Consider the following 26,949-nt stretch of genomic DNA (forward strand, 5'->3'; position numbering starts at 1 on the left):
TGTGCCCTCCCGCGTACGGGAAGAGGGATCGGTCGTGAAGAGACGAAATGACGCGCCAGAGCGCGATCATCGCGCTCCGGTGGTCTGGTCGTGCCTAGAACTGCGTGTAGTCGATCGGCTTGTGGCGATCGAGCGTGCGGGTCACCGGCGGCAGCGGGTATTTCAGGCCCGTCGCGCAGTTGAACAGCATCACGCGGTCGGTCTTGCTGACGCGGCCGTCGGCGAGGCTGTCCTTGTAGGCGGCGTAGGTGGCGGCGCCTTCGGGGCATAGCAGCAGCCCCTCCTCGCGTGCGACCTCGTTCAGCGCCGCCGAGATCTTGTCGTCGTCCACCGCAATGGCAAAACCCTTGCTCTCGCGCACCGCGCGCAGGATCAGGAAGTCGCCAATCGCCTGCGGCACGCGGATGCCGGATGCGATGGTATGGGCATCCTCCCAGCGCGTCGCATGCTCGGTGCCGGCGTCATAGGCTCGCACCAACGGCGCGCAGCCCGACGCCTGTACTGCGACCATGCGCGGGCGCTTGGAGCCGATGAACCCGATTTTCTCCAGCTCGTCGAAAGCCTTCCACATGCCGATCAGGCCAGTGCCGCCGCCGGTCGGATAGAAGATCACGTCGGGCACGTCCCAGCCGAGTTGCTCGGCGAGCTCCAGGCCCATCGTCTTCTTGCCCTCGATACGGTACGGCTCCTTGAGCGTAGACGTGTCGAACCAGCCGACTTTTGCCTTGCCTTCGCCGACGATCTTGCCGCAATCGTCGATATAGCCGTTGACGCGATAGACGGTCGCGCCCTGAAGCTCGATCTCGCTGACGTTCACTTCCGGCGTGTCGGCCGGGCAGAAGATCGTGGTCTTGATGCCGCACGACGTGGCGTAAGCTGCGAGCGCCGCGCCGGCATTGCCGTTGGTAGGCATCGCCATGTGCTCGATGCCGAGCGCCTTGCCCATCGACACCGCCATCACGAGACCCCGCGCCTTGAACGACCCGGTCGGCAAGCGTCCCTCGTCCTTGACGATGATCTCGCCGCCGCCAAGCCTGGCGCCGAGCTTCGGCAGCCGGATCAGCGGCGTCGTGACCTCGCCGAGCGAGACGATGTCCTTGCATTTGCGCACGGGCAAGAGCTCGCGGTAGCGCCACATGTCGCCGGGACGCTGGGCAAGCGCGTCCTTGGTCAGCGCCTTCTTCACGCCCGCAAGGTCATAGCGCACCAAAAGCGGCTTGCCGGCCTTGGAGAGATTGTGGACCTGGTCGGCGGCGTAATGATCGCCCTCCATCGCGCATTCGAGATGGGTGACGAAGGTCGGGCGTTCGATGGTCAGGTTGTCGTTGTCGTGCATGGGTTGACCCCTCTTGTTGTTCTGCTTGGTTGCTATTGAACTCGTCACCCTGAGGTGCCGGAGCGAAGCGGAGGCCTCGAAGGGCGACGAGCCCGGCTGCTGCATCTCGGCCGTTCACCCTTCGAGGCTCGCTTTGCTCGCACCTCAGGATGACGGATCGGCACGGCGCCGCCGTCCAATCCTCAAATATTCAAAACCCTTCCATACGCATCGAGCACGGCTTCCTTCATCATCTCCGACAGGGTCGGATGCGGGAACACCGTGTGCATCAGCTCTTCTTCGGTTGTCTCCAGGTTCATCGCGACGACGTAGCCCTGGATCAGCTCGGTGACTTCCGCACCGACCATATGGGCGCCGAGGAGCTGGCCGGTCTTCTTGTCGAAGATCACCTTGACCAGGCCCTGGTCCTCGCCCAGCGCAATCGCCTTGCCGTTGCCGACGAACGGGAAACGGCCGACGCGGATCTCTCTGCCGCTCTCCTTGGCCTTGGCTTCGGTGAGGCCGACGGAGGCGACTTGCGGCTGGCAATAGGTGCAGCCCGGGATCAGGTCCTTGTCCATGGGATGCGGATGCAGGCCCTTGATGGCCTCGACGCAGATCACGCCTTCATGCTCGGCCTTGTGCGCCAGCATCGGCGGACCGGCGACGTCGCCGATGGCGTAGATGCCGGGGACATTGGTCTTGCCGTAGCCGTCGATGACGATACAGCCACGGTCAGTCTTCACGCCGAGCTTTTCCAAGCCGAGATTCTCGATATTGCCGACGACGCCGACCGCCGAGATCACGCGCTCGAACTCGGTGGTGACGGGCTTGCCCTTGCCGTCGTCGATGGTGGCGACGACGCTGTCGGCCTTCTTCTCCAGCTTCGTGACCTTGGTCGAGGACATGATCTTGATGCCCTGCTTCTCCAGACGCTTGCGGGCGAGGCCTGCAATCTCGGCGTCCTCGACCGGCAGGATCTGCGGCAGCACCTCGACCACGGTGACGTCGGAGCCCATGGTGTGGAAGAACGAGGCGAACTCGATGCCGATCGCGCCTGAGCCGACGACCAGCAGCGACTTCGGCATTTTCTCCGGCACCATCGCCTCGAAATAGGTCCAGATCAGCTTCTTGTCGGGCTCGAGCCCCGGCAGCACGCGCGGCCGCGCGCCGGTCGCAATGATGATGTGCTTGGCCTGGTAGCTTCCCTCGCCCAGCGCGCCCTTGGGGCCCTCGACGTCGGACTTCTTCACGGTCACCTTGCCGGGCGCGTCGATCGAGGCTGCGCCCCAGATCACGCTGACCTTGTTCTTCTTCATCAGGAAGCCGACGCCGTCGTTCAGCCGCTTCGAGACGCCGCGCGAACGCTGCACCACGGCCTTCGGGTCGAACGAGACCTTCTCCGCCGACAGGCCGTAATCCTTGGCGTGCTGCATGTAGTGGTAGATCTCGGCGGAGCGCAACAGCGCCTTGGTCGGGATGCAGCCCCAGTTCAGGCAGATGCCGCCGAGATAGGACTTCTCTACGATCGCGACCTTGAAGCCGAGCTGCGCGGCGCGGATCGCGGTGACATAGCCGCCGGGACCGGAGCCGATGATGATGACGTCGAAGGATGTATCGGCCATGGCGGCTCCCGTTCAACTCAAGCGGTCGTTGCGCCGCGGGCGCGGCGATTGTGGATGTAGGTTCTGATCAGCCATTCCGAGAGAATGGCGGCCGCCATGACGGCGAAGATGGTGAGCGCGATCGGCGCCCAGATGTTGCGCGACAGCGCCTCGCCGGCGAAGAAGGCGGAGTCAACGATGTCGCGGCCGAGCGGGCTGAGCGTGAGGATCAGCGAGACCAGCATCGAGATCCAGGGCCAGCGCGTCGTCATGCGCCATCTCAGACCATCATCATGACGGGATTTTCGATCAGCTGCTTGAACGCGCCGATCAGCTCGGCGCCAAGCGCGCCGTCGATGGCGCGGTGATCGCAGGACAAGGTCACGCTCATCATGTTCGCGATCTCGATCTTGCCGCCACGCACCACCGGCCGCTCCTCGCTGGTGCCGACCGCGAGGATCGTCGCATGCGGCGGGTTGATCACGGCGGTAAAGTGGCTGATGCCGAACATGCCGAGGTTGGAGACCGCGGTAGTGCCGCCCTGGTACTCCTCGGGCTTCAGCTTGCGCGAGCGCGCGCGCGCGGCAAAATCCTTCATCTCGTTGGAGATGGTGGAGAGCGTCTTGGTCTCTGCCTTGCGGATGATCGGCGTGATCAGGCCACCGGGCATCGCCACGGCGACACCGACGTCGGAATGGTGGTGCTTGACCATGCCGCTTTCGGTCCAGCTGACGTTGCAGTTCGGGATTCTCTGGAGCGCAACGGCCATCGCCTTGATGACGAAGTCGTTGACCGAGATCTTGTAGAGCGGCTTCTTCTCCTTGTCCTTGGGAGCAGCCGCATTGATCTCCTCGCGCGCGGCGAGCAGCTTGCCGATGTCGCAGTCGATGGTGAGGTAGAAGTGCGGAACGTTCTGGATCGACGCGGTCAGGCGCTGCGCGATGGTGCGGCGCATGCCGTCATGCGGGACGATCTCGTAGGAGCCGGGCTCGAACAGCGACAGGATCTGCTTGTCCGACATGGTCGGCGCGATCGAGGGCGCCCCAGACGGCGCAGCGGCAGGTGCCTTCAGGCCCTTGCCGGATTTGGCCTGCTCGACGTCGCGCGCGACCACGCGGCCGTGCGGGCCCGTACCGGTCACCATCGACACGTCGATGCCGGCGTCCTTGGCAAGACGGCGCGCGAGCGGCGACGAGAACACGCGGCCGCCATGGCCGTTGCTCTGCGCGGCCGGAACTGCGGCCTGCGGCGCCGGTGCAGCGGCGGGCGGCGGCGCAGCCTTGGGCGCGGCAGGCGCAGCTGCGGGAGCCGGCGCGGCGGCGGGCGCTTCAGCAGCTTTCGGAGGTGCGGCCGAGGCGCTGGGCTTGGCGGCACCGGCCGCCTTCACGTCCTCGCCCTCGCCGGCCAGCACCGCGATCACGTCGTTGACCGGGACGTCCTGCGTGCCCTCGGGCACGAGGATCTTGGCGATCGTGCCTTCATCGATCGCCTCGACCTCCATGGTCGCCTTGTCGGTCTCGATCTCGGCGATGACGTCGCCGGATTTGACCTTGTCGCCTTCCTTCTTCAGCCATTTGGCGAGGTTGCCCTTCTCCATTGTCGGCGAGAGAGCGGGCATCAGGATGTTGATGGGCATGCTGACCTCAAGAAGAACTTTTCAATACGTCGTCTCCGACAGCGAAGACGACCAGGTTTAGTTGCCGATGTCGCCCTGCCACAGGCGCTCGTTGGCAGGGATGGAACGCCAATTCTTCATCATGGTGATGGAGCGGTCGTCTGCAAGGTCGATCCAGGGGATGCCGAACTTGTCGAGGATGTCCTTGGAGCCCGGGAAGGTGACGGATTCCCCGATCACCACCAGCTTCACCTTGAACAGAGCGAGCGCGCCGGCACACATCGAGCATGGCGACAGCGTGGTGTACATGACGGTGTCATGGAACGAGATCACGCCGGCTTCGCGCAGGCAGCTCATCTCGCCGTGGAGGATGACGTTCTTTTCCTGCACACGGTTGTTGTGGCCGCGGGCGATGATCTCGTTGCCGCGCGTCAGCACGGCGCCGATCGGCAGGCCGCCCTGCGCGATCGAGGCCTCCGCCTCGCGGATCGCCTCCAGCATGAAATCGAAATGACGGGCTTCGATCGCCACGGTCAGTGCCCCTTCCCGCGCGGCGTCGTCGTGCCCGTATCGGTCGGCCGTTCAATCTCCGCCTGGAACATCTCGAGGATCCGGCTCAGCGCGTCCTCCTCGGTGTAATCGCTCTCGCGCGCGTAGGCGCGCGCCGCGTGACGGGCGAGATCGACGAGCAGGAGGCCCCACATGTCGGGCTCCTCGAAGGCGCGCTGGAACGCCATCGACAGCCCGCCGTCCAGCACGAATACGCGCAGGATCTCGACCGCGTCGTCGCGGGCGAGGACGTCGGGTGGCAATGGCTGCTCCTTCGGGCCCGCCATGGTCTACCTGTAGCAGACGGCTTTGGCGGCCTCGACCACTTCGGCTGCCGACGGCAGCGCGAGCTTCTCCAGGTTCGCCGCATAGGGCATCGGCACGTCCTTGCCGGAGACGCGCGCGACCGGCGCATCGAGATAGTCGAAGGCGTTCTCCATGATGCGCGCGGCGATCTCGGCGCCGACGCCGCTCTGCGCCCAGCCCTCTTCCACCGTGACCGCACGACCGGTCTTCTTGACGGAGTTGACGATGGTCTCGGTGTCCATCGGCCGCAGCGTGCGCAGGTCGATCACCTCGGCCTCGATACCGTCCTTGGCGAGTTCGTCGGCGGCTTTCAGCGCATAGGTCATGCCGTTCGACCAGGAGATGATGGTGACGTGGCTGCCCGAACGCACGATGCGCGCCTTGCCGATCGGGATCACGAAGTCATCGAGCTTCGGCACTTCGCCGGTATGGCCGTAGAGCACCTCGTTCTCGAGGAAGATCACCGGATTGGGATCGCGGATCGCGGCCTTGAGCAGGCCCTTGTAGTCCGCTGCGGAGAACGGCGCGACCACCTTGAGACCCGGGACGTTGGAATACCAGGACGAGTAGTCCTGGCTGTGCTGGGCGGCGACGCGCGCGGCGGCGCCGTTGGGCCCGCGGAACACGATCGAGCAGCCCATCTGGCCGCCGGACATGTAGAGCGTCTTGGCCGCTGAGTTGATGATCTGGTCGATCGCCTGCATGGCGAAGTTGAAGGTCATGAACTCGACGATCGGCTTCAGCCCGGTCATGGCGGCGCCGACGCCGATGCCGGCAAAGCCGTGCTCGGTGATCGGCGTGTCTATGACGCGCCTGGCGCCGAATTCCTGCAACAGACCCTGGGTCACTTTGTAGGCGCCCTGATATTCAGCGACCTCTTCGCCCATCACGAAGACGTCGGCGTCGCGGCGCATCTCTTCGGCCATCGCGTCGCGCAGCGCTTCGCGGATGGTCTGCGTTACCATCTCGGTGCCGGCGGGCACTTCGGGATCGGGTTCGGCGACGGCCTGCGGCGCGGGCGCAGCCTTAGGCGCGGGTGCCTCGGCCTTCGCGGCAGCGGGCGGGGCAGCCTCAGCTGCCGGTTTCGCCGGCGCCTTGGCGAGATCGGCGGCGCTCTCGCCATCGGCGAGAATGGTCGCGATCGGCGTGTTCACCGCCACGTCGGCGGTGCCCTCGGGGATCAGGATCTTGCCGAGCGTCCCCTCGTCGGTCGCCTCGACCTCCATGGTCGCCTTGTCGGTCTCGATCTCGGCGATGACGTCGCCGGACTTGATAGTCTCGCCCTCTTTCTTCAGCCACTTGGCAAGGTTGCCCTTCTCCATCGTGGGCGACAACGCGGGCATCAGCACTTGAATTGGCATATCGACTCCAAAAGAAAGCTTGCGCGCGTTCAGCGATAAATGTCGGTCCAGAGCTCGGCGGCATCCGGCTCGGGATCATGCTGGGCGAAGTCGGCGGACGCATTGACGATGTCGCGGACCTCGGCATCGATCGCCTTGAGATCGGCCTCGCTCACCTTGGCCGCGAGCAGGCGGTTGCGCACTTGCTCGATCGGGTCCTGGTCGTGGCGAACTTTTTCGACCTCTTCGCGCGTTCTGTACTTGGCGGGGTCGGACATCGAGTGGCCGCGATAGCGGTAGGTCTGCATCTCCAGGATGAAGGGACCCTTGCCGGCGCGGCACCAGGCCGCCGCCTCCTCGCCCGCGGCCTTCACGGCGCGGACGTCCATGCCGTCGACCTGCATGCCGGGGATATTAAAGGACGCGCCGCGCTTGGAGAAATCCTGCTGCGCCGAAGCGCGCGACACCGAGGTGCCCATGGCGTAGCGGTTGTTCTCGATGACGTAGATCACCGGCAGCTTCCAGAGCTCCGCCATGTTGAAGCTCTCATAGACCTGGCCCTGGTTGGCCGCGCCGTCGCCGAAATAGGTGACGCTGACATTGTCGTTACCACGATAATGGTTGGCGAAGGCCAGACCCGTGCCGAGCGAGACCTGGGCGCCGACGATGCCGTGGCCGCCGTAGAAGTGCTTCTCCTTGCTGAACATGTGCATGGAGCCGCCCTTGCCCTTGGAATAGCCGCCGCGCCGGCCGGTGAGCTCGGCCATGACGCCGTTGGCCTCCATGCCGGTGGCGAGCATATGACCGTGATCGCGATAGCCGGTGATGACCTGATCGCCCTGCTTCAGGGCCATCTGCATGCCGACCACCACGGCCTCCTGGCCGATATAAAGGTGGCAGAAGCCGCCGATCGCGCCCATGCCGTAGAGCTGGCCGGCCTTTTCCTCGAACCGCCGGATCAGGAGCATGTCGCGGAGCGCTTTGAGCTCCTGCTCTCTGGTGAATTCCGGGGGCGAACCGCCGTCGGTCTTGTCCTGTGGAGTGCTTGCGGCGGCTTTCTTGGGTGCGGCCATGGGAATTCCGGGTCAGAGAAAACTTCAGCCCTCTCTAACCCAAGTCAAACGCCCTTGGAAAGGACCGCGGCGGCATGGCACGACTTTCATTATGCCGCACTGCAACGTGGCCGAAACTTTGCAAAACCTTTGGCGCCGATCGGGCAACTTTAGCTCACCGGTCAGCGAAGGGAACGTGAGCAGCCAACGCAGAGAAATCGGACGCGCTGTTTTGTATCCGAAATCCCACGCGCGTCCGATTCGCCGTGCCTGCCTTACCAGCCCAACTCGCGCAAATACGCCGCGCGGGCGGCAACGCCGGTATGCGTGAAGTCGCTGAAGACCCCATCGACGCCGAGCCGGTAGAATTTGAGATATTCAAGGCTCGGGTCGCTGCGATAGTCGGCGGCAAGATATTTCTTCTCGTTCCGAAACGTGAAGACATGCACGAAAAGACCGAGCTTGTGCGCGTCCGCGACAAGGCTGGTCGCGTCCTGCGTCGAAGCCTCCGGCGTCGATCCCTTGTAGGGCGTGCCATCGGCGTTGCTGTCCTTCCACGGCGCGATCTTGAGCGGAATGATATAGGCCTTCCACGGACCGATGCCGTCGGCGTAGGTCTTGATCTCGGCAAGCCCCTCGGGCGTCAGCATCGCATCGTACAGGCGCGCATCGCCCGCAACCGTCCAGTCGAACGGGCGCGAATTCGTGATGTTGTTGAGGAGAACCTTGCCGGTTTTGAAGTCGATTCCGTTGCCGTCGACGAGTTGAACCTGCCGCGTCTGGAGGCCGTGGCCTCGCATATATTTCAGGCTGCCGGGTTCGAAGCTCTGGACCAGGATGGGAGCGTCCTTGGTATTGAGGCCGTTATCGCCAATGATCTTGATCAGGGCATCTTCGAGCGGACGGCTGCCGGCCGCGCCGCAGCCATTGGCGATCGCCTGGGCATTGTTCCAGGTCGGGTTCTTGGTTTCGGGATAGACGAGGATGATCCGCCCGGTCTCCTTGCTCTTGACCTTGGTGATGTCGATGACGTCCTGGAAGCTGATGATCGGGAGCTTGCCATTGAAGACTTTCGGCCGCTCGTTGGCCGCGTCGTAGGTGGTGCCGCCGATCCATTGCTTCAGTTCGGTCATGGTGAAATCGCTGATCGACCAATCGTTGGTATGATCCTCGCCGTCCACGATCAGCGACTTCAGCACCGATTTGGGATCAGCCGGGTCGCTGAGATCCGTCAGGTAGTCGGCAGGGACGCCGGTAGCCGACGGGGCCTTGACGCGCACACCGGGCACGGTCCGCTTGCGGGCAGCGACGGCCGCATTGGTCTTCGCCACCTCGGCAATGTTGGTGTTGTCGCTCAGCCAGGGGTTATGACGCACGACCAGAACGCAATCCTTGGTCAAGTGCAAATCCTCTTCGAGCGCATCGGTCCCGAGCGCCGCGGCGAGGTCGTACGACGCCTCGGTCTCTTCAGGTACCAGGCCCGGCAGGCCGCGATGGCCAAGGACCAGTGGCGCCTTTCCATCGACGGTCAGGAAGGGCTTGGCGCCGGCTGGCGCCGGGCCGGACTGTGCAAAGGCCATCGACAGCGGCAGCACCGCCGCGCCGAACAGCATCGCTGCGACACCTATTGTTTGTCCTGAACGACTGTTCCGCATCACCAAGCCTCCGTCTTTGCCCGGCATCGCTTCGAGTGCCGCGGGCGCCGAACCGAATATGGTCGGCGCTGTCGTCTTGTCTCAAGACTCTGACAGACGGATGACGACGGAGAGGGCAGCGCAAGGTTGCGCCGCCCTCTCCTGCCCGATCAGATCTTGCCCAATCAGATCTTGCCGATCAGAAGAAGCCGAGCTTCTTCGGGCTGTAGCTGACCAGGAGATTTTTGGTCTGCTGGTAGTGGTCGAGCATCATCTTGTGGGTCTCGCGACCGACGCCCGACTGCTTGTAGCCGCCGAACGCGGCATGCGCAGGATACGCATGGTAGCAGTTGGTCCAGACCCGGCCGGCCTGGATGGCCCGGCCGAAGCGGTAGCAGCGGTTGGCATCGCGGCTCCAGACGCCGGCCCCTAAGCCGTAGAGCGTGTCGTTGGCGATCGCGAGCGCTTCGTCATCGGTCTTGAAGGTCGTGACCGAGACGACGGGACCAAAGATCTCCTCCTGGAAGATTCGCATCTTGTTGTGGCCCTCGAACACCGTCGGCTGGACGTAGAAGCCGCCGGAGAGGTCGCCGTCGAGCTCGGCACGACCGCCGCCGGCCAGCACCTTGGCGCCCTCCTGCTTGCCGATGTCGATATAAGAGAGGATCTTGGCGAGCTGCTCGCTGGATGCCTGCGCGCCGATCATGGTGTCGGCCGCGCGCGGGTCGCCCTGCTTGATCGCGGCGACGCGCTTCAGCGCCCGCTCCATGAAGCGGTCATAGATATCGGCGTGGACCAGCGCCCGGCTCGGACAGGTGCAGACCTCGCCCTGGTTCAGCGCGAACATCACAAAACCCTCGATCGCCTTGTCGAAGAAGTCGTCGTCCTCGGCGGTGACATCCTTGAAGAAGATGTTCGGCGACTTGCCGCCGAGCTCGAGCGTGACCGGGATCAGGTTCTGGCTGGCATATTGCATGATCAGCCGGCCCGTCGTGGTCTCGCCGGTGAAGGCGATTTTCGCGATCCGCGGGCTGGACGCGAGCGGCTTGCCGGCTTCGAGGCCAAAGCCATTGACGATGTTGAGGACGCCGGGCGGCAGGAGATCGCCGATGATCTCGGCCCAGACCATGATCGAGGCCGGCGTCTGCTCGGCGGGCTTGAGCACGACGCAATTTCCGGCGGCGAGCGCCGGCGCGAGCTTCCAGCACGCCATCAGCAGCGGGAAGTTCCAGGGGATGATCTGGCCGACCACGCCGAGCGGTTCGTGGAAATGATAGGCGATGGTGTCGTGGTCGATCTCGCCGATCGAGCCTTCCTGCGCGCGCACCACGCCGGCGAAATAGCGGAAATGATCGATCGCGAGTGGCAGGTCGGCGGCGCGGGTCTCGCGGATCGGCTTACCGTTGTCCCAGGTCTCGGCAACCGCAAGGCGCTCCAGATTCTCTTCCATCCGGTCGGCGATCCGGTTCAGGATCGCGGCGCGCTCGGCGACGCTGGTGCGTCCCCAGGCGGCCTTGGCGGCGTGCGCCGCATCGAGGGCGGCCTCGACGTCCTGCGCATCGGAACGCGCGATCTTGCAGACGATCTGGCCGTTCACCGGCGAGGCGTTGTCAAAGTACCTGCCGGAGATTGGCGCGACGAATTTGCCGCCGATGAAATTGTCATAGCGTTCGGCGAAGGGAACCTGGGTGACGCCGAGGAATTCCACCTTGTTCATTGATCACTCCCGATGTTTGCTGTTTGCGCAATTCGTCGCGTGTTCACGACTTGCGCCGACGATGTCGCGGGAGCGTTTTCCTGTCAGCCCGGGCGTGAGCGATGGCCGGCCCGACCTGTCGCAGTTCTGCGACAGTCGTGGGCGAGGCAAGCAGCTGGGTGGAACGCTCGCAGCCTCCACACCGTCATTGCGAGCGAAGCGAAGCAATCCAGACTGTCTCCGCAGAGGCAGTCTGGATTGCTTCGTCGCTTCGCTCCTCGCAATGACGCTGGAGCTCAGTGCTTCAGCTCGAACCGCTTGAGCTTCCTGTGCAGCGTGGCGCGACTGACGCCGAGCGCTTTGGCGGCGGCAGAAACATTGCCGCCTGCGCGTAGCAGCGCTCGCTGCAACACCGCGCGCTGGCCGCCCGCAAGATGGTCATGGGCGGTATCGCCGCCGAGGAGGTCAGCCGCGGGCACCGGCTGCAAGGGACGGCCCGGTGCGATCCCGAGCCGCGCCCGCGCGGAGCGGGTCGCGCCGATCACGAGATCGTCGGCATCGACCGCGACGAGGCCGATGGACTGACCGTCCGCGCCCTGCGTCAGCACGATACGGGCATGGGCGAAGGCGCGGCGAAACAGATCAGCTTCGATGCGCCTCGCCGCCTCACCTGCCGCGAGCGCGATCAGATTCGAAAACGCATCGGTCCGGTCGGCGCGACAGGAGGAGACATCGAGCACGCCCGCAAACGCCGCCTCGTGGTCGTAGATCGGAACGGCGGTGCAACTCAGCAGCGTGTTGCGGGTGAAGAAATGCTGGTCGCGGTCGATCGTCAGCGGGCGCTGCTCGACGACGCAGGTGCCGATGCCGTTGGTGCCTTCATGCTCCTCGCTCCAGAGCGCGCCGGTCCACAGGCCCCAGGATTGGAACGTCGCATCGTCCACCGCCGTGCCGCGGCGGTCGACCGGCACGCCCGCACCGTCGGCGAGCAGCACGCAGCAGCCGCTCGCGCCGACCGCCTGATAGAGCCGGTCCATCGCGCCTTGCGCGGCGGCGAGCAGTGGCGCGACGCGCTCGCGCGCCTGCCGCAACTCGACATCACTCAGCCGCATCGGCGCGCTGCGGCCGGCGGGATCGAGATGATGCAATCGGGACGAACGGCGCCATGAGGCCACCAGCGCGGAGCGCGCGGCCTGGCCTGACGCAATGGCGGCCTCGACGCGGGCCGCGTGATGTCGGGACATTGGCCCATTCATCACTGTTTCCTCCGGGTGGCAGTCTAGGCTGTGCCGGCTCGGCCCGGTTGATCTGCGTCAACTCAGGCCGACGGTGGCAGAAGCCATGGGGCCGTTGCTGCGTTGCCGTCAAGGCGGCAGCCCGGTTCCAAGCCTACGACTTTCGGTAGAATTGCCACACGGTTGTCGGATTTCGGCAGCGGCTTTCGATGCCGGTTTCGAATGCAGCGGAAAGCGCTACTTCGCAGGGATCATCCGAACGAGATCGTGCGGATTAACATAGTCGAGCTGATAGCGCGCCCGCTCGTCCAGCATGTCAGGATCGATCCGCGACGTCCGCAGCAGCGACACGCGCTGCTCGCTCTTCGCGCGCTCGCGCTTGAGCTGGGCCAGTTCGCTCGTCAGCGCGATGATCTCCTGGTCGAGTTCCTGGCGGGCGTTGAGACCGTATTTGCCGGTGTAGGCGTTGACGCCGAAATAGCCGACGATAGCGGCCGCCATCGCATAGAGGGCAAGGCCGGTCAGGATCGATTTCAGGCGCGCGCGGGAGACCATTTTGGGAAGATGCGGCAGGTTGGTTAAGGGAGTGCTAATCGCCTCCCCCTTCGCGTTCCAATCCCTACCGCGAGCCGTCACGCCCGGCCTTGTGCCGGGCAACCACGTTCTTCATCACCACGGGCCAAGGCGTGGATGGCCGGGACAAGCCCGGCCATGACGAAGAAAAACCTCAGCCGTGGTGCTTGGCCACGTGCGCAGCAAACGCGTCGATATAGGCCTGGAGTACGGGCTTCAGAGATTCCTTGGTCAGATTCCCCTCCGCATCGAAGGCATCGCCGACCGCGTTCAGATAGATCTCCGGCTGCTGCAGGATCGGACCGGCAATGCCCGGCAGGATGTTCTGCAGCGTCTTGGCGGCGCTGACGCCGCCGAGCGGGCCCGGCGAGTTCGAGATGATGCCGACCGGCTTGCCGTTGAACGAGCTCTTGCCGTAGGGGCGCGAGGCGACGTCGATGGCGTTCTTGAGCACACCCGGGATGGCGCGGTTGTATTCGGGGGTGACGAAAATGACGCCGTCCGACTTCTGCAGCTTTTCGCGGAAGGCCAGCCAGTCAGCCGGCGGCGCGCCCTCGAGGTCCTGGTTGAAGAACGAGATGCCTGCCAGCGTGACGACCTCGAGCTTGAGCGAGGCCGGCGCGAGCTTTGCGAGCGCATTGGCGATCTTCAGCGAAAAGCTGTCCTTGCGCAGGCTGCCGGCGATCACGACGATGTTGTAGGCCATGGATTGTCCTTGGGGGCTTGAGCGGAAGTTCCGGGGCGGCACTTAAGCGATCCCGGCCGATGGATGCAAGTGCATGAACCGGTCCCATTTGGAAACGCTGAGTTTCTCGAAAGCAGATGGTCGCTACGATCCAAAAACAATCAGGCCGCCCGAAGGCGGCCTGATGTTTCTCGCAAACCCCTGGCCCGGTTCAGATCGTCGGATTCCAGGCCGACGGGATCAGGCGGTATTTCGCGCCGTCCTTCTCGACATGACCCACCGAGGGGAAGGTGAAGTGGAAGCCGATCACGGTCGCCTTCTCGGCCGCCGCCATGTCGTAGAATTTGTGGCGCGTCGCCTGCGCCAGCGCGGCGTCGTTGTCGAACGCCACGTGCCAATCCGGATTGCGCAGGAAGAACTCCGGAATGTTGGTGACGTCAGATTGGATCAGCACCTTCTTGTCGCCAGAGGCCACCGCGAACGAGGTATGACCCGGCGTATGGCCGGGCGTCGCGATCGAGGTGATGCCCGGGGCGACCTCCTTGCCCCACTCGTACTTCGTGACCTTGGATTCGAGGCCGGCAAAGGTCTTCTTCACGTTGGCGAAGTAGTTCTTCGTCATGTCGTTCGGAGCCATGGCCGCGTTCTCGTCGCTCGCCCAGAACTCCCAATCCTTCGCCGGCACCATGATCTCCGCATTCGGGAACGCGAGCGCGCCGTCGGCCAGACGAATGCCGTTGGTGTGATCGGGGTGCAGATGCGACAGCAGCACGACGTCGATGTTCTTCGGGTCGACGCCGGCAGCGGCGAGGTTCTGCAGCGTACGGCCGACCGCGCCCTTGCTCGGCTCGAGATTGGCAACGCCGTTGCCGGTGTCGATCAGGACCAGCTTCGAGCCGGTGTTGATGAGCTGCGGATTGAACGGCACCGTGACCATGCCCTTCGGCATGTACGCCGCCTCGCCCGCGGCCAGCGCTTCCTCCTTCGGCAGGTTGACCACGAACTTGTCCGGCATCGGGAAGGTGCGCGCGCCGTCGTTGATCGAGGTGCACTCGTAGCTGCCGACCTTGTAGCGATAGAAGCCCGGCGCCTGCGCCCCGCTTGGCGGCACCGAAGCACTGGCAGTGGTCGGTCCAAGTCCGGTTGCGGCCGCCGCGCCAATAGCGGCCGCGCCCGCGAGCAGGTCGCGGCGATTCAGATCAGTCATGGAAGTGTCCCCTTCTAAGCTTGCGGTTGCCCCGCTTTCAATTGCGGCGCGAATGTTCCCGCGCTTCGCTCAGAAGGCAAGTCCTTCTTTGGATGGTGTGCCGCGGCACATCACGAAGATTTACTTGGGTTGATGAGGAATTTTTCGCCGGTGGCCCGTTTGGCGTAGACCGCGATGTTGGCGGGATCGAGCGCCTCCTGAAGCGACACCACCTTGGTGTAGTGGCTGGCAAAGGTCGTCTTCAATTCGTCGACGACGCGCTGGCGCAGCCTGGCTCCGTCCGCCTGCCCGATCTTCATCAGGAACGGAAACAGCAGCCAGCCGCCGACGCCCCAGGCCATGCCGAAGCCGCGCGGCAGCTCGATCGGGCGGATGTCGAGTGCGCCGTAGACGTAGACCTGCTTGTGCACGTTGGAGCCGTAGCGGCTGTATTCCTTGGCGGTCTTGTTGATCGCAGCTTCCATGCAGTTGAGGATGTCGCCGGCCAGCTTGCCGCCGCCGATGGCATCGAAGGCGATGGTGGCGCCGGTCTCGACCAGCGCATTGGTGAGATCGCCGAGGAAGCTCGGTGCGGTAGAATCGACGACGTATTTGGCGCCGATCTTGTGCAGGATGTCGGCCTGCTCCTTGCTGCGCACGATGTTGACCAGCGGAATGCCGTCCTTGATGCAGATCTTGTTCAGCATCTGGCCGAGATTGGAGGCGGCCGCGGTGTGCACCAGTGCCTTGTGCCCCTCGCGCCGCATGGTCTCGGTCATGCCGAGCGCCGTGAGCGGATTGACGAAGCAGGAAGCGCCTTCAGCCGGCGTGGTGCCCGCCGGCAGCGGCAGGCACTCGCGCACTTTCAGCGTGCGGTACTGCGCATACATCGCGCCGCCGATCATCGCGACGGTCTTGCCCATCAATGCTTTCGCGGCATCGGACGAGCCGGTCTTGATGACGACGCCCGCGCCTTCGTTACCGACCGGCATGGATTCGTCGAGCCGGCCGGCCATCGCCCGCATCGCACCCTCCGGCACCTTCGCGGTGATGACGGGAGCGTCCTTGGTGCCGGACGCCTTCGCCGTGCTCATGTCGGCCGCGCCGACGAGGAGGCCGAGGTCAGACGGGTTGATCGGCGCCGCCTCGACGCGGACGACGACCTCGTCCGCGGCGGGCTCGGGGGTCGGCACGTCGACGAGCGAGATTTCGAGCTCTCCGCTCGTCTTGATCAGCGAACGCAGTTGCAGTCCGGTCTTGCCGTCGCTCATGTCGATCCTCCCCTGTCCTTGCCAGAACGCTGGCTTATGCCAGCGCCTTCAATGCCGCCTTGCCGCCGTAGAGTGCCTGCTTGCCGAGCTGCTGCTCGATGCGCAGGAGCTGATTGTATTTGGCGGTGCGGTCGGAACGCGCAAGGGAGCCGGTCTTGATCTGCCCGCAATTGGTGGCGACCGCGAGGTCGGCGATGGTGGAATCCTCGGTCTCGCCGGAGCGGTGCGACATCACCGAGGTATAGCCGGCCTTGTGCGCCATCTCGACGGCAGCGAGCGTCTCGGTCAGCGTACCGATCTGGTTGACCTTGATCAGGATCGAATTGGCGCGGCCGGCCGTGATGCCTTCGGCCAGGCGCTTGACGTTGGTGACGAAGAGATCGTCGCCGACCAGCTGGCACTTCTTGCCGATGAGGTCGGTGAGCTCCTTCCAGCCGTCCATGTCGTCTTCCGACATGCCGTCCTCGATGGTCACGATCGGATAGCGCGACACCAGGTCTGCGAGGTACTTGGCCTGCTCGGAGATCGAGCGGGTCTTGCCCTCGCCTTCATAGACGTATTTGCCGTCCTTGAAGAACTCGGTCGAGGCGCAGTCGAGCCCGATCACGATGTCGGTGCCGGCCTTGTAGCCGGCCTTGCCGATCGCGTTCATGACGAACTCGAGCGCGGCGTCCGCCGACGGCAGGTTCGGGGCGAAACCGCCTTCGTCCCCGACATTGGTGTTGTGGCCGGCCTTCTTCAATTCCGACTTCAGGGTATGGAAGACCTCCGCGCCGTAGCGCAGGCCCTCGGCGAAGGACGACGCGCCCACGGGGAGGATCATGAACTCCTGGAAGTCGATCGGATTGTCGGCATGCACGCCGCCATTGATGATGTTCATCATCGGCACCGGCAAGAGACGCGCCGAGGTGCCGCCGACGTAACGATAGAGCGGCATGTCGAGCGAGTTCGCGGCTGCCTTGGCGCAGGCGAGCGAGACGCCGAGGATGGCATTGGCGCCCAGCCGGCTCTTGTTCGGCGTGCCGTCGAGGTCGATCATGATCTGGTCGATCTGGGCCTGCTGCTCGACATCGAGGCCGCTCAGGGCCTCGAAGATCTCGCCGTTGACGGCGCCGACGGCCTTGGTGACACCTTTGCCGAGATAGCGGGCCTTGTCGCCATCGCGCAGTTCCACCGCCTCATGGGCGCCGGTGGAGGCGCCGGACGGCACCGCGGCACGGCCGAGCGCACCATCTTCCAGCACAACGTCGACCTCGACGGTGGGATTGCCACGGCTGTCGAGAATTTCGCGGCCGATGATGTCGATGATGGCGGTCATGATGTGCACTTCCGTTCGTTAGGGCTGATCGGTGCCGGGGGTCTTACACGGGCCGCAAGCAAATGTGAACGCTTGGACGGCGTGCTTCGACTGACGCGTGAGCGGGCTCGGACTATCCTTGAAGTCACCTGCTCTGCGCGTCCAACCTCAATCTGAAACAGTCGGGGTAACGCCATGAACCGCCGCCAGTTTCTTGCCTCGAGCGCCGCCCTCCTCGCCGTCCGCCCAAGTTTTGCGCAGGAAGGCCTGTTCCGGACAAAATATTTCCCGATCAGCGCCGGCATCGGCCTGCACGACCTCGCCCCCACTCGCGACGGCACGGTCTGGTTCACGGCGCAGGGCAAGGGCATGCTGGGAAGGCTCGACCCCCGGGATGGCAGTTTCAAGACAGTCAACCTCGGCCAGGGCGCCGCGCCGCACGGCGTGACGATCGGCCCCGACGGTGCTCCCTGGATCACCGAGGGCGGCCAGAACGCGATCGCCCGGGTCGATCCCGGCGATCTCAAGGTCACGCTGTTCCGCCTGCCCGAAAAATTCGCCTACGCCAATCTCAACACCGGCGTGTTTGACAAGGACGGTACCTACTGGTTCACCGGCCAGTCCGGCTATTACGGCCGGCTCAAGCCGAGATCGGGCGAGATGGACGTGTTCAGGGCGCCCAAGGGCGTGGGCCCCTACGGCATCGCGGTGACGCCCAAAGGCGAGGTCTGGTACGCCTCGCTGGCCGGCAGCTATATCGCGAAGATTGATCTTGCGACCGGCAATGCCGCCATTGTCGAGCCGCCGACGCCGGGCCAGGGGTCGCGGCGGGTCTGGTCAGATTCGCAAAGCCGGATCTGGGTCAGCGAGTGGAACAGCGGTCACGTCTCGGTCCATGATCCGGCCAACGGCTCCTGGAAAACCTGGAAGCTGCCGGGCGATCGCCCCCGCACCTATGCCGTCTATGTCGACGACAAGGACAAGGTCTGGCTGACCGATTTCTCCGCCAATGCCATCGTCCGCTTCGATCCCACGACCGAGCGGTTCAACGTTTTCGCCAGCGACAAGGCCAATGCCAATGTGCGCCAGCTCGACGGCCGCCCGGGCGAACTGTGGGGCTGCGAGTCCGGCAACGACCGGATCGTCATGATCCAGACGATCGCGGCTGGTTGACGACGGCGACATTTGCGTCCATCCCGGCACCCTCTGGAGCGCGATCTCATCGCGCTCCGGTTTTTTAGTTGAGCATGATCTTTCGGAAAACGGTGCCCACTTCGCGCTAACGCGGCCCTCCGGGTCCGGATCATGCTCGAACAGGATGTGACGACGATGGCGAAGAAATCCCTCCAGCTCGGCCGCGCGGTCGAGTGGCCGCACACACCGGAAGAAGCCCAGCTCGACCGCGTGCCCAATCCGCAAAAGGGCACGGACTATCTGGTGCGCTTCACCGTGCCGGAATTCACCTCGCTCTGCCCGGTCACGGGACAACCGGATTTCGCGCATCTGATGATCGACTACGCCCCCGGCCCGTGGCTGCTGGAGTCGAAGTCGCTCAAGCTCTATATCGCGAGCTTCCGCAATCACGGCGCGTTCCACGAGGACTGCACGGTGATGATCGGCAAGCGCATCGCGAGCGAGATCAAGCCGAAGTTCTTGCGCATCGGCGGCTACTGGTATCCGCGCGGCGGCATCCCGATCGACGTGTTCTGGCAGACCGGTCGCGTGCCGAAGGGATTGTGGGTGCCGGAGCAAGGCGTCGCGCCGTATCGCGGACGGGGTTAGTTGGAGACGAATGACGATGACATCGATATCAGCAACATTCCGCAACATTGCCTTCGGCGTTCTAGCCGTCCTGTGGCTGACCGGCGCGGCCGAAGCTGCCGAGGTCCATGTGATGATCTCGGGCGGATTGACGGCTGCCTACAAGGCGCTCGTGCCGGAATTCGAGAAGGCCACCGGCAACAAGGTGCTGACGGAATATGGGCCGTCGATGGGGACGACCACCAATGCGATCCCGGTCCGGCTGGAGCGTGGCGAACCCGCCGATGTCCTGATCATGGTGGGCTATGCCCTCACCGACCTCGCCGGCAAGGGCAAGGTCGTGGCCGGCAGCCAGGTCGACCTCACCAGTTCGCCGATCGGCGTTGCCGTGAAATCGGGGGCGCCGAAGCCGGACATCGGCTCGGTGGAGGCGGTCAAGCGCGCGCTGCTGGCGGCGAAGACGATCGCCTATTCCGACAGCGCCAGCGGCGTCTACGTCTCAACCGAGATGTTCGACAAGCTCGGCATCGCCGAAATCATGAAGGACAAGGCGCGCAAGATTCCGGCCACGCCGGTCGGCGAGATCGTCGCGCACGGCGAGGCCGAGCTCGGCTTCCAGCAGATCAGCGAGCTGAAGCCCGTGAAGGGCATCGATATTGTCGGACCGCTGCCGAACGAATTGCAGAAGATCACGATCTTCTCGGCCGGGATCGCGGCCGGCTCGAAGGAGCCCGAGGCCGGCCGTGCCCTCATAAAATTCCTCGCCTCGCCCGCCGCGCGCGAAGCGATCATCGCAAGCGGGATGGAGCCGATTCCGGCTGGGGGCGCGAATTGAGGCGGGCCTATTCCACGCGCTGCTCCTGATACGCCCTCAACAGATTGGCTTCGCCACTCTTAGTCAATCGGAGGCTGTCGAGGCCTTCTTGACGGGACCGAGATCGCGCGCCGGATAGTTGGCGCCGGATTCGACGATGTGTCGTCGCACTGCTGCAACGAGCGCGGCGAGATCGCGAGACTCGATCGCATCGACGATCTCGACATGGTGTGCAGCACTTCTCTGCAGCTCGGCGTTCGAGGGCCACAAAGCAATCGGCCCTGGTCTGGCGCGATTTCTGATCTCCACGATGAGGTTGGCGAGCGATTGGTTCGCTGCGTGGCGATAGATCTCGTCGTGAAAGGCTGCGTTGGTATTTGCCTGATCCGCCTTGCTGCCGCGCGCCACAGCATCTTCGAAGATTTGCTGAGCCTGCTTGATCTTCTTGAGTTCGTCGGGGCCGATATTCGGTAGCGCCTGCCTTGCCGCTTCAACTTCGAGCAGCGTGCGGATCGCCAATATCTCGCGAACGACGTTCAAGTCGGGTTGCGCGACCCGGTATCCGCGATTTTCGACATGCGTCACCATCCCGCTTGCGGCAAGCTGGGTCAGCGCACTTCGGACGTCAAACCGTTTGGCAGCGAAGGTTTCTTCCAGGTCGATCTGGCGCAACCATTCGCCAGGCCGGTAGTCGCCTTGCAGGATGGCGGCACCGATTTCCGCCGCCAACAGCCTCTTCTGCTCCTTCCGGACTTTCATGGCTGCTTCCCTTTTTGGAGCGCTTGACTTGCCAAAACTATTGCGCACAAATTGGCGCCAATAAATGTGCATAACAAATCGCGGCGGCCGGAGGAACAGTAGATGTCAGGCATCGATCGTAGAAGCTTAATGGTGATGTCGGTCCTCGGCGCCACGATGGGGCTTCGGGGCACGGCCCAGGCGGCGCCGAACGGGTATCCCGAGAATTATCAGAAAGTCATCGACGACGCCCATAACGAGGGCAGCCTCCTCATTTACTCGATCATGTCGCCGGAAAACTGGCGTCCCGTGATCGAGGGCTTCAACAAGCTCTACCCGAAGATCAAGGTCGAGACCCTGGATCTCCCCGCCTCCCGCGAGAGCTTCGAGCGATATCTGGCCGAGCGGAGCACCAACAGCCGCACCTGCGACCTCATCGCGACAGCCGATCCGGGCGGATGGATCGATTTCCAGGAGCGCGGTGAAGTCCTCGACTACGTATCGCCTGAAGCGAAGGCCTGGCCGGATTGGTCAAAGCCGTTTCCCGGCGTCTACACCGTCTCGTCCGACCCAATGGCGCTGATCTGGAACAACACGCTGGTGGCCGACGGCAAGCGTCCAAAGACACTTGCCGAGTTCATCGAGCTTGCGGTCACAAACGAGAAGACCTGGCGCAACCGCATCACCAGCTACGGCGTGCATCAAACGACTTTCGGCTACGGCATCAGCTACGCGTTCGTGAAGAAGCACGGCGAAAAGGCCTGGGACTGGTTCGCCCAACTTGCAAAGCTTTCGCCGCGATTCGAGCGTTCCGGCGGCCCGATGACCGAGAAGGTCACCTCCGGCGAATACGCCATGGGCTTCTTCGTTTCGGCCATCACCTTCTGGCCGCGCCTGAACGATCCGGCGCGGGCAAAGATCCTCGGCTGGAGCTTCATCGGAGACGGTCAGCCGGTCGTGCTGCGTGGCATCGCGATTCCGAAGGGATCGAAGAACGTCAACGCAGCAAAACTGATGCTCGACTACGTCGTCTCGGAGGACGGTCAGCGCGCATTCGGACGGGGCGGCCTGACGCCGGCACGCCCCGGTGTGAAGCCGGGCGACGGAATCCGCCACACCTACTCGTCGATCGTGGAAGCCGTCGGCGAGCAGAACATCTGCTACATCGGCTACGATCGGGACGCGGTGCGGGACTACGACAGCTTCCTCGCGCGCTGGAAAAAGACCTTCAATGTCGCTTGACGCAAGCAGCGCGCTGGGGTCGTCGGCCGCGGACGCTTTGCCGAAGCCGCTGCCCGGCCGCGATACCGTCATCCAGTACGGCATGGCGCTGCTGACAATTGTCCTGATCGCAGCGCCGCTCCTGCCCGTTCTCTATCAATCTTTCCTGGATCGTGCGCTCTACGATTCCGGCCAGCAGCTGACGCTGGGCAATTTCGGCCGCCTGCTTCGCACCGATGGCTTCGCGCTCGTCATCTGGAACACGTTCGTGTTCGCCACCCTCACCACCGTGATTTCGCAGACGCTGGGCACGCTGGCGGCGGTGCTGTTCGGCCGCACCGACATGCCGTTTGCGCGGTTGTTTGGCGAGCTCTTCCTGTGGCCGATCTATCTCTCGGCGCTGGTGCTGTCGTTCGGCTGGTACACGATCTACGGGCCGGCCGGCTACCTCAAGCTTCTGGTTCAGTCGATCTTCGACGGCGCGCCCTGGAATCTCTACTCGTTGCCAGGCATGGCGATGATCGCGGGCGTCTCGCAAGCACCGGTCGCCTACATCTACTGCATGTCATCGGCCTCGATCACCGATCCGACTTTGGAGGAAGCCGCGCGCGTGACCGGCGCCGGCACCTTGAGGACCTTGTGGCGGATCACGCTGCCGCTCCTGATGCCGGCGATCGCCTATAGTGCCGTGCTGAACTTCACTGTGGGGCTGGAGCTCCTCGCGATTCCGCTGGTGTTCGGAGATCCCGCCGGCATCACTGTGCTGACCACATTCCTCTACAACAACGGCGTGGCGTCGGCCCGCCCCGATCACGGGCTGGTGGCAACGGCTGCCGTGCTGATGCTTGCCGTCGTCTGCGTGTTGGTGTGGCTACAAGGACGCCTGCTCGGCAATACAAGGCGCTTCGTCACGCTCGGCGGCAAGGCCACGCGACCGCGCCCTTTCCGCCTGAACAACCTGCGCTGGCCGCTTTGCATCGTTTCGGCGATCTACATCACCGCAACTGTCGTGATGCCGATCGGCGCGCTGCTGCTGCGCGCCTTCACGAGCCTGCTGTCGCCGATGGTGCCGATCAGCGAGGTGCTGACGCTCGGCAACTTCGCCAACATGCTCGAATACCCGGTCTACCCGCGTTCGATCTGGAACTCGCTGATCGTCAGTTCGGTCGGTGGCGTCGTCGCCACTGCGATGGTCGCCCTGATCGCCATCATCGTGCTGCGGTCCGACTTCCGCTGGCGTGGCGCGCTGCACTACGTCGCGCTGTTTCCCCGTGCCGTGCCCGGCGTCGTCGCCGGCATCGGTTTCTTCTACGCGTTTGCGCTCGTGCCTGGCCTGGGCGGCCTCCGAAACACGATCTGGATTCTGGTTGTCGCCTTCACGATGCACTTCATTCCTGTGGGGCTCGGTGCGGTTGCTCCGATGTTGTTGCAGATGAGCCCGGATTTCGATCGCGCCGCCCGTACGCAGGGCGCGGACTGGTGGACGACGAGCCGGCGCATCGTTTTGCCTTTATTGCGGCCGGCACTCGTTGCCTGCTTCATCATCCTCTTCATCACGTTCTTCAAGGAGTACACGACCGCGATCTTCCTGTTCGCACCCGGCAGCGAAGTGATCGGGACCACGCTGCTTCAGGCATGGACGCAGGGCGAGGTCGGTCTGGTGTCCGCGCTGGCGACCATCCAGATCCTGGTGATCGGCGTCTGTGTCACGGCGGCGCGCGCTTTTCTCGGAGTGAAGCTTTATGGCTGAGTTACTGATCGAGAACCTGCATAAGCGGTACGGACCGGTCAAAGCGATCGACGACGTCAACATCCACGTTGCCGATGGCGAGTTCGTCACGCTGCTGGGGCCGTCAGGGTGCGGCAAGTCAACAACGCTCGGCGCGATTGCCGGACTGGATCAACCGACGAGCGGACGCATCCGCGTCGGCAACAAGACCTATTTCGACGGAGAGAAGGGAATCTTCCTGCCGCCGGAAGCGCGCCATTGCGGGCTCGTGTTCCAGAGCTACGCTTTGTGGCCGCACATGACGGTCTATGACAACGTCGTGTTTCCGCTCAAGCTGCGCAAGGTATCGACCGCCGACTGCAAGCGCCGCGTCGAGGAGAGTCTCGCTCTCGTCGAGATGGAGCGCTTTCAGGACCGCTATCCGCATCAGCTCTCGGGCGGCCAGCAGCAGCGTGTCGCGCTCGCGCGAACGTTGGTCTACCAGCCCGAAATCCTCCTGCTCGACGAGCCCCTGTCGAATCTCGACGCAAAGCTGCGCGATCGCGCCCGGACCTGGCTCGCCGAACTGCGCACGCGCCTCGGCCTGACGACGATCTACGTGACGCACGACCAGGTCGAAGCGCTGGCTCTCTCCGACCGCATCGTGGTCATGAATGGCGGCCGCATCAGCCAGATCGGCTCGCCCCAAGAGATCTACACGCGGCCGGCAAACAGTTTCGTCGCCGACTTCATCGGAACCACCAATTTCCTGAACGGCGACGTGGTCGGGGTGCCCGACGGCGATGGACAGACACTGGTCAGTCTCGCCGATGGTCAGCGCGTTCTGATCAAGTCCGACAAACGTCCATCCCTGGGCGACAAGGTCACGTTTGCCTATCGCCCCGAGCAGATGCGCCTGGCGGCGGCCAAAGATCAGGCGATCGGAGGTTCGATCGTTGAAGCCGACGTGGTGAGCCATTCCTATGTTGGCGGCCGATGGCAAATCGGATTGAGCGTCGGCGGAAATCAGATCCGCATCGAAACCCAGGAGGCAACGACTGACCGCCAGTTGCGCCTGTGGCTGCCAGTCACCGGCGGCATCCTGTTTACAGAACGGAACCATGGCAAATCCCACTGACGCCACCTCTCCCGAAAGCGGACTGCATCAGGCCGACTACACCCCCGGTGTCCGCGGCCCGCTGACAGGGCTCCGCGTCATCGACCTCTCGAGGCTGGTCGCAGGCAACCTGCTCACCCAGCATCTCGCCGACTTCGGCGCCGACGTCATCAAGGTCGAGCCGCGCGAAGGCGATACGCTGCGCGGCTGGCGCACCAAGGGTGTCGAGACCAACTGGAAGATCCATTCGCGCAACAAGCGCAGCATCTGCCTGGAATTCCGTCACGACGAAGCGGTGCCGCTGATCCGCAAGATGATTCCCGGCGCCGCGATGCTGGTCGAGAGTTTCCGTCCCGGCACGCTCGAGCAGATGGGGCTCTCGCCGGAGGAACTGCTGCGGCTGGGGCCCAAGCTTGTGATCGTTCGCATCTCGGGATGGGGGCAGACAGGCCCCTATCATCGCCGGCCTGGATTCGGAACGCTGGTGGAAGGCTTCTCCGGCTTTGCCGAGATGAACGGCTTTCCCGATCGCGAGCCGGTGTTGCCCCCGATGTATCTGGCCGACGCCCTCTCCGGTCTCACCGGAGCGTTCGCAGCCATGGCGGCGCTGCGGGAAGTCGAGATCAACGGCGGAAAAGGACAGGTGATTGATCTGCCGCTGCTCGACCCGATCGTGAACTCGCTCGGTCCTCAGGCGGCAAATTACCGTTTGACCGGCGTGGTCAAACCGCGCAGCGGGAGCCGCTCGAGCGGCTCGGTACCGCGCAATGTCTACCGCACGCTCGATGGCGGCTGGGTTTGCCTGTCGGCGTCCACGCAAGGCATGGCAATGCGGGTGCTGCGTTCGATCGGCCGCCCGGAGCTTTGCGAGGATCCAAAGTTCAAGACCAACGAGCAGAGGCTCGTCCATGTCGCCGAACTCGACAAGATCATCGGCGATTTCATCGCGACACGAACGGTCGACGACAACGTCGCCTTCTTCGAGGCGGCCGAGGTCACGATCGGTCCGGTCAACGACACCGTCCGCTTGATGAACGATCGCCACGTGCAGGCCCGCGGACTGCTGGCCGACTATCCCGACGAGGACATGGGAACGTTCCCGATGCACGCTGTCCCGGTACGCCTGTCCGAGACGCCCGGAAGCATCCGGACGCCGGCGCCACGCCTCGGTCAGCACAGCCGCACCATCCTGGCCGAAGTCGGCCTTAGCCCTGACGACATCGATACCGCCCTCGCCTCGGGCGTTGTGAAGGAAACCAGCACATGACAGTTGAACGAAAATTCCCCGTCTGGCGCTCTGCGCTGTTCGTACCCGCGAACGTCGAGCGGTTCGTGGTCAAGGCCGTCGAGCGCGGCGCGGACGCGCTGATCATCGATCTCGAGGACAGCGTGCCGCTGGCTGAAAAGGCCAACGCTCGAAAGCTGATCCCGGGCATCGTGAAGCGCTTTCGCGACACCGGAAGTTCGGATGTCATGGTGCGGATCAACCAGCCGCTCGAACTGGCGGTGCCCGATCTGGAAGCGGCTGTCATCGCCGGCGTGGACGCGATCAAGATCACCAAAGTCGAAGGCGCCGAACACCTGCGCCTGCTCGACGAGATGGTGACCAGACTGGAGATCGATCGCGGATTGCCCGTCGGCAAGATCTGGTTTGTCGGCCTGATCGAGGCGCCCGGTCCTCTCTCCAGGGCTCACGAGATCGCGCGATCGATCCCGCGGCTGGCCGGCATTTCACTGGGAGCTGAAGACTATGCCACCGCCATCGGCGCCAAGCCGACGGAAGAAACCCTGTTGATGCCGAAGCAGCAGGTCGTGCAGGCGGCACGAGCCGCGGGCATCATGCCGCTCGGCACCATCGGCTCGGTCGCTGATTTCTCCGATCTGGAAGGATACACAAGGATCGTCAGGCGCTCGGCGGACTTTGGCTTCGTGGGCTCTGCCTGTATCCACCCATCGCTGGTGCCGATCCTCAACGCGGGGTTCAGCCCCTCAGCCAAGGAGGTGGCGGATGCCGAGCGCGTCGTTGCACTCAACAAGCAGGCGGCTGCCGAGGGCCGCGCCTCCTTCGCCATCGACGGCAAGATGATCGATATCCCGATCGTTCAGCGGGCAGAAGCGCTCCTCGAACGCGCACAAGCGATCGCCGCCCGGGCGCATCGCCCTCGTTGATTGTATTGGCCCCAGCGCGGCGCGCAGCGCTGCGTCTGGGGACCGAGGACTAATCGATAGAGT

General features: G+C 64.1%; 25 protein-coding genes. 8 read left to right on the forward strand and 17 right to left on the reverse strand.

The annotated features are described in order from the left end of the window. Positions 1 to 94 precede the first annotated feature (94 nt). The 16 genes from ACKWRH_RS23975 to eno form a co-directional block, all read right to left on the reverse strand. The gene (locus ACKWRH_RS23975) at positions 95 to 1,336 is read right to left on the reverse strand and encodes a threonine synthase (protein ID WP_445215529.1); all 1,242 of its coding nucleotides are present in this window, start codon (positions 1,334 to 1,336) and stop codon (positions 95 to 97) included. A 182-nt stretch (positions 1,337 to 1,518) separates the two neighbouring features. Then, the gene (lpdA, locus tag ACKWRH_RS23980; RefSeq protein ID WP_445215530.1) at positions 1,519 to 2,940 is read right to left on the reverse strand and encodes a dihydrolipoyl dehydrogenase; all 1,422 of its coding nucleotides are present in this window, start codon (positions 2,938 to 2,940) and stop codon (positions 1,519 to 1,521) included. Between the two features lie 17 nt (positions 2,941 to 2,957). Beyond that, a complete protein-coding gene (locus ACKWRH_RS23985; protein WP_445215531.1) occupies positions 2,958 to 3,191 on the reverse strand; it encodes a hypothetical protein in 234 nt (77 codons plus the stop codon). Between the two features lie 8 nt (positions 3,192 to 3,199). Beyond that, a complete protein-coding gene (locus ACKWRH_RS23990; RefSeq protein ID WP_445215532.1) occupies positions 3,200 to 4,555 on the reverse strand; it encodes a pyruvate dehydrogenase complex dihydrolipoamide acetyltransferase in 1,356 nt (451 codons plus the stop codon). A gap of 57 nt (positions 4,556 to 4,612) precedes the next feature. Next, positions 4,613 to 5,065, reverse strand: a complete 453-nt coding sequence (locus ACKWRH_RS23995) for a nucleoside deaminase (RefSeq protein WP_028156081.1) — start codon at positions 5,063 to 5,065, stop codon at positions 4,613 to 4,615. Positions 5,066 to 5,067: 2 nt separating this feature from the next. After that, positions 5,068 to 5,370, reverse strand: coding sequence for a DUF5076 domain-containing protein (locus tag ACKWRH_RS24000; protein WP_445215533.1), 303 nt, complete (start codon positions 5,368 to 5,370; stop codon positions 5,068 to 5,070). A 3-nt stretch (positions 5,371 to 5,373) separates the two neighbouring features. Continuing rightward, entirely contained in the window at positions 5,374 to 6,750 is a 1,377-nt protein-coding gene (locus tag ACKWRH_RS24005) for a pyruvate dehydrogenase complex E1 component subunit beta (protein ID WP_445215534.1), read from the reverse strand. A gap of 29 nt (positions 6,751 to 6,779) precedes the next feature. Next, positions 6,780 to 7,802, reverse strand: coding sequence for a pyruvate dehydrogenase (acetyl-transferring) E1 component subunit alpha (gene pdhA, locus ACKWRH_RS24010; protein ID WP_063983080.1), 1,023 nt, complete (start codon positions 7,800 to 7,802; stop codon positions 6,780 to 6,782). 254 nt (positions 7,803 to 8,056) lie between these two features. Next, positions 8,057 to 9,436 (reverse strand): glycerophosphodiester phosphodiesterase family protein, encoded by a 1,380-nt coding sequence (locus ACKWRH_RS24015; protein WP_445215535.1) that lies wholly within the window; start codon positions 9,434 to 9,436, stop codon positions 8,057 to 8,059. A 178-nt stretch (positions 9,437 to 9,614) separates the two neighbouring features. Next, positions 9,615 to 11,132, reverse strand: coding sequence for an aldehyde dehydrogenase (adh, locus tag ACKWRH_RS24020; protein ID WP_445215536.1), 1,518 nt, complete (start codon positions 11,130 to 11,132; stop codon positions 9,615 to 9,617). Between the two features lie 275 nt (positions 11,133 to 11,407). Then, positions 11,408 to 12,367: a GAF domain-containing protein gene (locus ACKWRH_RS24025; protein ID WP_445215537.1), complete on the reverse strand. Its 960-nt coding sequence runs from the start codon at positions 12,365 to 12,367 to the stop codon at positions 11,408 to 11,410. A gap of 216 nt (positions 12,368 to 12,583) precedes the next feature. Then, positions 12,584 to 12,901 carry an FtsB family cell division protein gene (locus ACKWRH_RS24030; RefSeq protein ID WP_028149600.1) on the reverse strand — a complete coding sequence of 106 codons (318 nt, stop codon included), beginning with the start codon at positions 12,899 to 12,901 and terminating at the stop codon, positions 12,584 to 12,586. Between the two features lie 172 nt (positions 12,902 to 13,073). Further along, positions 13,074 to 13,625: an NADPH-dependent FMN reductase gene (locus ACKWRH_RS24035; protein WP_282524897.1), complete on the reverse strand. Its 552-nt coding sequence runs from the start codon at positions 13,623 to 13,625 to the stop codon at positions 13,074 to 13,076. Positions 13,626 to 13,815: 190 nt separating this feature from the next. Then, the gene (locus ACKWRH_RS24040) at positions 13,816 to 14,811 is read right to left on the reverse strand and encodes an MBL fold metallo-hydrolase (protein WP_445215538.1); all 996 of its coding nucleotides are present in this window, start codon (positions 14,809 to 14,811) and stop codon (positions 13,816 to 13,818) included. Between the two features lie 110 nt (positions 14,812 to 14,921). Further along, positions 14,922 to 16,061, reverse strand: a complete 1,140-nt coding sequence (locus ACKWRH_RS24045; RefSeq protein ID WP_445215539.1) for a zinc-binding dehydrogenase — start codon at positions 16,059 to 16,061, stop codon at positions 14,922 to 14,924. 34 nt (positions 16,062 to 16,095) lie between these two features. Next, a complete protein-coding gene (gene eno / locus ACKWRH_RS24050) occupies positions 16,096 to 17,379 on the reverse strand; it encodes a phosphopyruvate hydratase (protein ID WP_259257368.1) in 1,284 nt (427 codons plus the stop codon). Between the two features lie 174 nt (positions 17,380 to 17,553). Here eno and ACKWRH_RS24055 point away from each other — a divergent pair, with 174 nt between their 5' ends. The 3 genes from ACKWRH_RS24055 to ACKWRH_RS24065 all read left to right on the forward strand — a co-directional run bounded on the left by ACKWRH_RS24055 (position 17,554) and on the right by ACKWRH_RS24065 (position 19,954). Next, entirely contained in the window at positions 17,554 to 18,531 is a 978-nt protein-coding gene (locus ACKWRH_RS24055) for a Vgb family protein (RefSeq protein ID WP_445215540.1), read from the forward strand. A 132-nt stretch (positions 18,532 to 18,663) separates the two neighbouring features. Next, positions 18,664 to 19,140 (forward strand): preQ(1) synthase, encoded by a 477-nt coding sequence (gene queF / locus ACKWRH_RS24060; protein ID WP_041960296.1) that lies wholly within the window; start codon positions 18,664 to 18,666, stop codon positions 19,138 to 19,140. A 16-nt stretch (positions 19,141 to 19,156) separates the two neighbouring features. Then, entirely contained in the window at positions 19,157 to 19,954 is a 798-nt protein-coding gene (locus ACKWRH_RS24065) for a substrate-binding domain-containing protein (protein ID WP_445215541.1), read from the forward strand. A gap of 63 nt (positions 19,955 to 20,017) precedes the next feature. Here the strand turns inward: ACKWRH_RS24065 and ACKWRH_RS24070 are convergent, their stop codons facing one another. Then, positions 20,018 to 20,692, reverse strand: coding sequence for a GntR family transcriptional regulator (locus ACKWRH_RS24070; RefSeq protein ID WP_445215542.1), 675 nt, complete (start codon positions 20,690 to 20,692; stop codon positions 20,018 to 20,020). A gap of 102 nt (positions 20,693 to 20,794) precedes the next feature. Between ACKWRH_RS24070 and ACKWRH_RS24075 the strand changes: the two genes are divergently transcribed. From ACKWRH_RS24075 to ACKWRH_RS24095, 5 genes are read left to right on the forward strand one after another with little or no spacing between them, the layout of a single operon-like run. Further along, positions 20,795 to 21,913, forward strand: coding sequence for an ABC transporter substrate-binding protein (locus ACKWRH_RS24075; protein ID WP_445215543.1), 1,119 nt, complete (start codon positions 20,795 to 20,797; stop codon positions 21,911 to 21,913). Further along, on the forward strand, positions 21,903 to 23,642 hold the full coding sequence (locus tag ACKWRH_RS24080; protein ID WP_445215544.1) for an ABC transporter permease: 1,740 nt from the start codon (positions 21,903 to 21,905) through the stop codon (positions 23,640 to 23,642). Before ACKWRH_RS24075 ends, ACKWRH_RS24080 begins: the two co-directional genes overlap by 11 nt. Continuing rightward, positions 23,635 to 24,738: an ABC transporter ATP-binding protein gene (locus ACKWRH_RS24085; protein ID WP_445215545.1), complete on the forward strand. Its 1,104-nt coding sequence runs from the start codon at positions 23,635 to 23,637 to the stop codon at positions 24,736 to 24,738. Before ACKWRH_RS24080 ends, ACKWRH_RS24085 begins: the two co-directional genes overlap by 8 nt. Further along, positions 24,722 to 25,984 (forward strand): CaiB/BaiF CoA transferase family protein, encoded by a 1,263-nt coding sequence (locus tag ACKWRH_RS24090; RefSeq protein WP_445215546.1) that lies wholly within the window; start codon positions 24,722 to 24,724, stop codon positions 25,982 to 25,984. The genes ACKWRH_RS24085 and ACKWRH_RS24090 overlap by 17 nt, the downstream gene beginning before the upstream one ends. Then, positions 25,981 to 26,886, forward strand: coding sequence for an HpcH/HpaI aldolase/citrate lyase family protein (locus ACKWRH_RS24095; RefSeq protein WP_445215547.1), 906 nt, complete (start codon positions 25,981 to 25,983; stop codon positions 26,884 to 26,886). Before ACKWRH_RS24090 ends, ACKWRH_RS24095 begins: the two co-directional genes overlap by 4 nt. Positions 26,887 to 26,949: the final 63 nt, after the last annotated feature.

The sequence above is a fragment of the Bradyrhizobium sp. Pa8 genome (genome assembly GCF_052588265.1).

Coding starts and splice junctions, on each gene's coding strand:
- queF (WP_041960296.1), top strand. CDS start 18,664: ATGCTCGAACAGGATGTGACGACGATGGCGAAGAAATCCCTCCAGCTC.
- ACKWRH_RS24080 (WP_445215544.1), top strand. CDS start 21,903: ATGTCGCTTGACGCAAGCAGCGCGCTGGGGTCGTCGGCCGCGGACGCT.
- eno (WP_259257368.1), bottom strand. CDS start 17,379: ATGACCGCCATCATCGACATCATCGGCCGCGAAATTCTCGACAGCCGT.
- adh (WP_445215536.1), bottom strand. CDS start 11,132: ATGAACAAGGTGGAATTCCTCGGCGTCACCCAGGTTCCCTTCGCCGAA.
- ACKWRH_RS24030 (WP_028149600.1), bottom strand. CDS start 12,901: ATGGTCTCCCGCGCGCGCCTGAAATCGATCCTGACCGGCCTTGCCCTC.
- ACKWRH_RS24095 (WP_445215547.1), top strand. CDS start 25,981: ATGACAGTTGAACGAAAATTCCCCGTCTGGCGCTCTGCGCTGTTCGTA.
- lpdA (WP_445215530.1), bottom strand. CDS start 2,940: ATGGCCGATACATCCTTCGACGTCATCATCATCGGCTCCGGTCCCGGC.
- ACKWRH_RS24035 (WP_282524897.1), bottom strand. CDS start 13,625: ATGGCCTACAACATCGTCGTGATCGCCGGCAGCCTGCGCAAGGACAGC.
- ACKWRH_RS24055 (WP_445215540.1), top strand. CDS start 17,554: ATGAACCGCCGCCAGTTTCTTGCCTCGAGCGCCGCCCTCCTCGCCGTC.
- ACKWRH_RS24085 (WP_445215545.1), top strand. CDS start 23,635: ATGGCTGAGTTACTGATCGAGAACCTGCATAAGCGGTACGGACCGGTC.
- pdhA (WP_063983080.1), bottom strand. CDS start 7,802: ATGGCCGCACCCAAGAAAGCCGCCGCAAGCACTCCACAGGACAAGACC.
- ACKWRH_RS24065 (WP_445215541.1), top strand. CDS start 19,157: ATGACATCGATATCAGCAACATTCCGCAACATTGCCTTCGGCGTTCTA.
- ACKWRH_RS24005 (WP_445215534.1), bottom strand. CDS start 6,750: ATGCCAATTCAAGTGCTGATGCCCGCGTTGTCGCCCACGATGGAGAAG.
- ACKWRH_RS24090 (WP_445215546.1), top strand. CDS start 24,722: ATGGCAAATCCCACTGACGCCACCTCTCCCGAAAGCGGACTGCATCAG.
- ACKWRH_RS23975 (WP_445215529.1), bottom strand. CDS start 1,336: ATGCACGACAACGACAACCTGACCATCGAACGCCCGACCTTCGTCACC.
- ACKWRH_RS24025 (WP_445215537.1), bottom strand. CDS start 12,367: ATGAATGGGCCAATGTCCCGACATCACGCGGCCCGCGTCGAGGCCGCC.
- ACKWRH_RS24070 (WP_445215542.1), bottom strand. CDS start 20,692: ATGAAAGTCCGGAAGGAGCAGAAGAGGCTGTTGGCGGCGGAAATCGGT.
- ACKWRH_RS24000 (WP_445215533.1), bottom strand. CDS start 5,370: ATGGCGGGCCCGAAGGAGCAGCCATTGCCACCCGACGTCCTCGCCCGC.
- ACKWRH_RS24045 (WP_445215539.1), bottom strand. CDS start 16,061: ATGAGCGACGGCAAGACCGGACTGCAACTGCGTTCGCTGATCAAGACG.
- ACKWRH_RS24075 (WP_445215543.1), top strand. CDS start 20,795: ATGTCAGGCATCGATCGTAGAAGCTTAATGGTGATGTCGGTCCTCGGC.
- ACKWRH_RS24040 (WP_445215538.1), bottom strand. CDS start 14,811: ATGACTGATCTGAATCGCCGCGACCTGCTCGCGGGCGCGGCCGCTATT.
- ACKWRH_RS23985 (WP_445215531.1), bottom strand. CDS start 3,191: ATGACGACGCGCTGGCCCTGGATCTCGATGCTGGTCTCGCTGATCCTC.
- ACKWRH_RS24015 (WP_445215535.1), bottom strand. CDS start 9,436: ATGCGGAACAGTCGTTCAGGACAAACAATAGGTGTCGCAGCGATGCTG.
- ACKWRH_RS23990 (WP_445215532.1), bottom strand. CDS start 4,555: ATGCCCATCAACATCCTGATGCCCGCTCTCTCGCCGACAATGGAGAAG.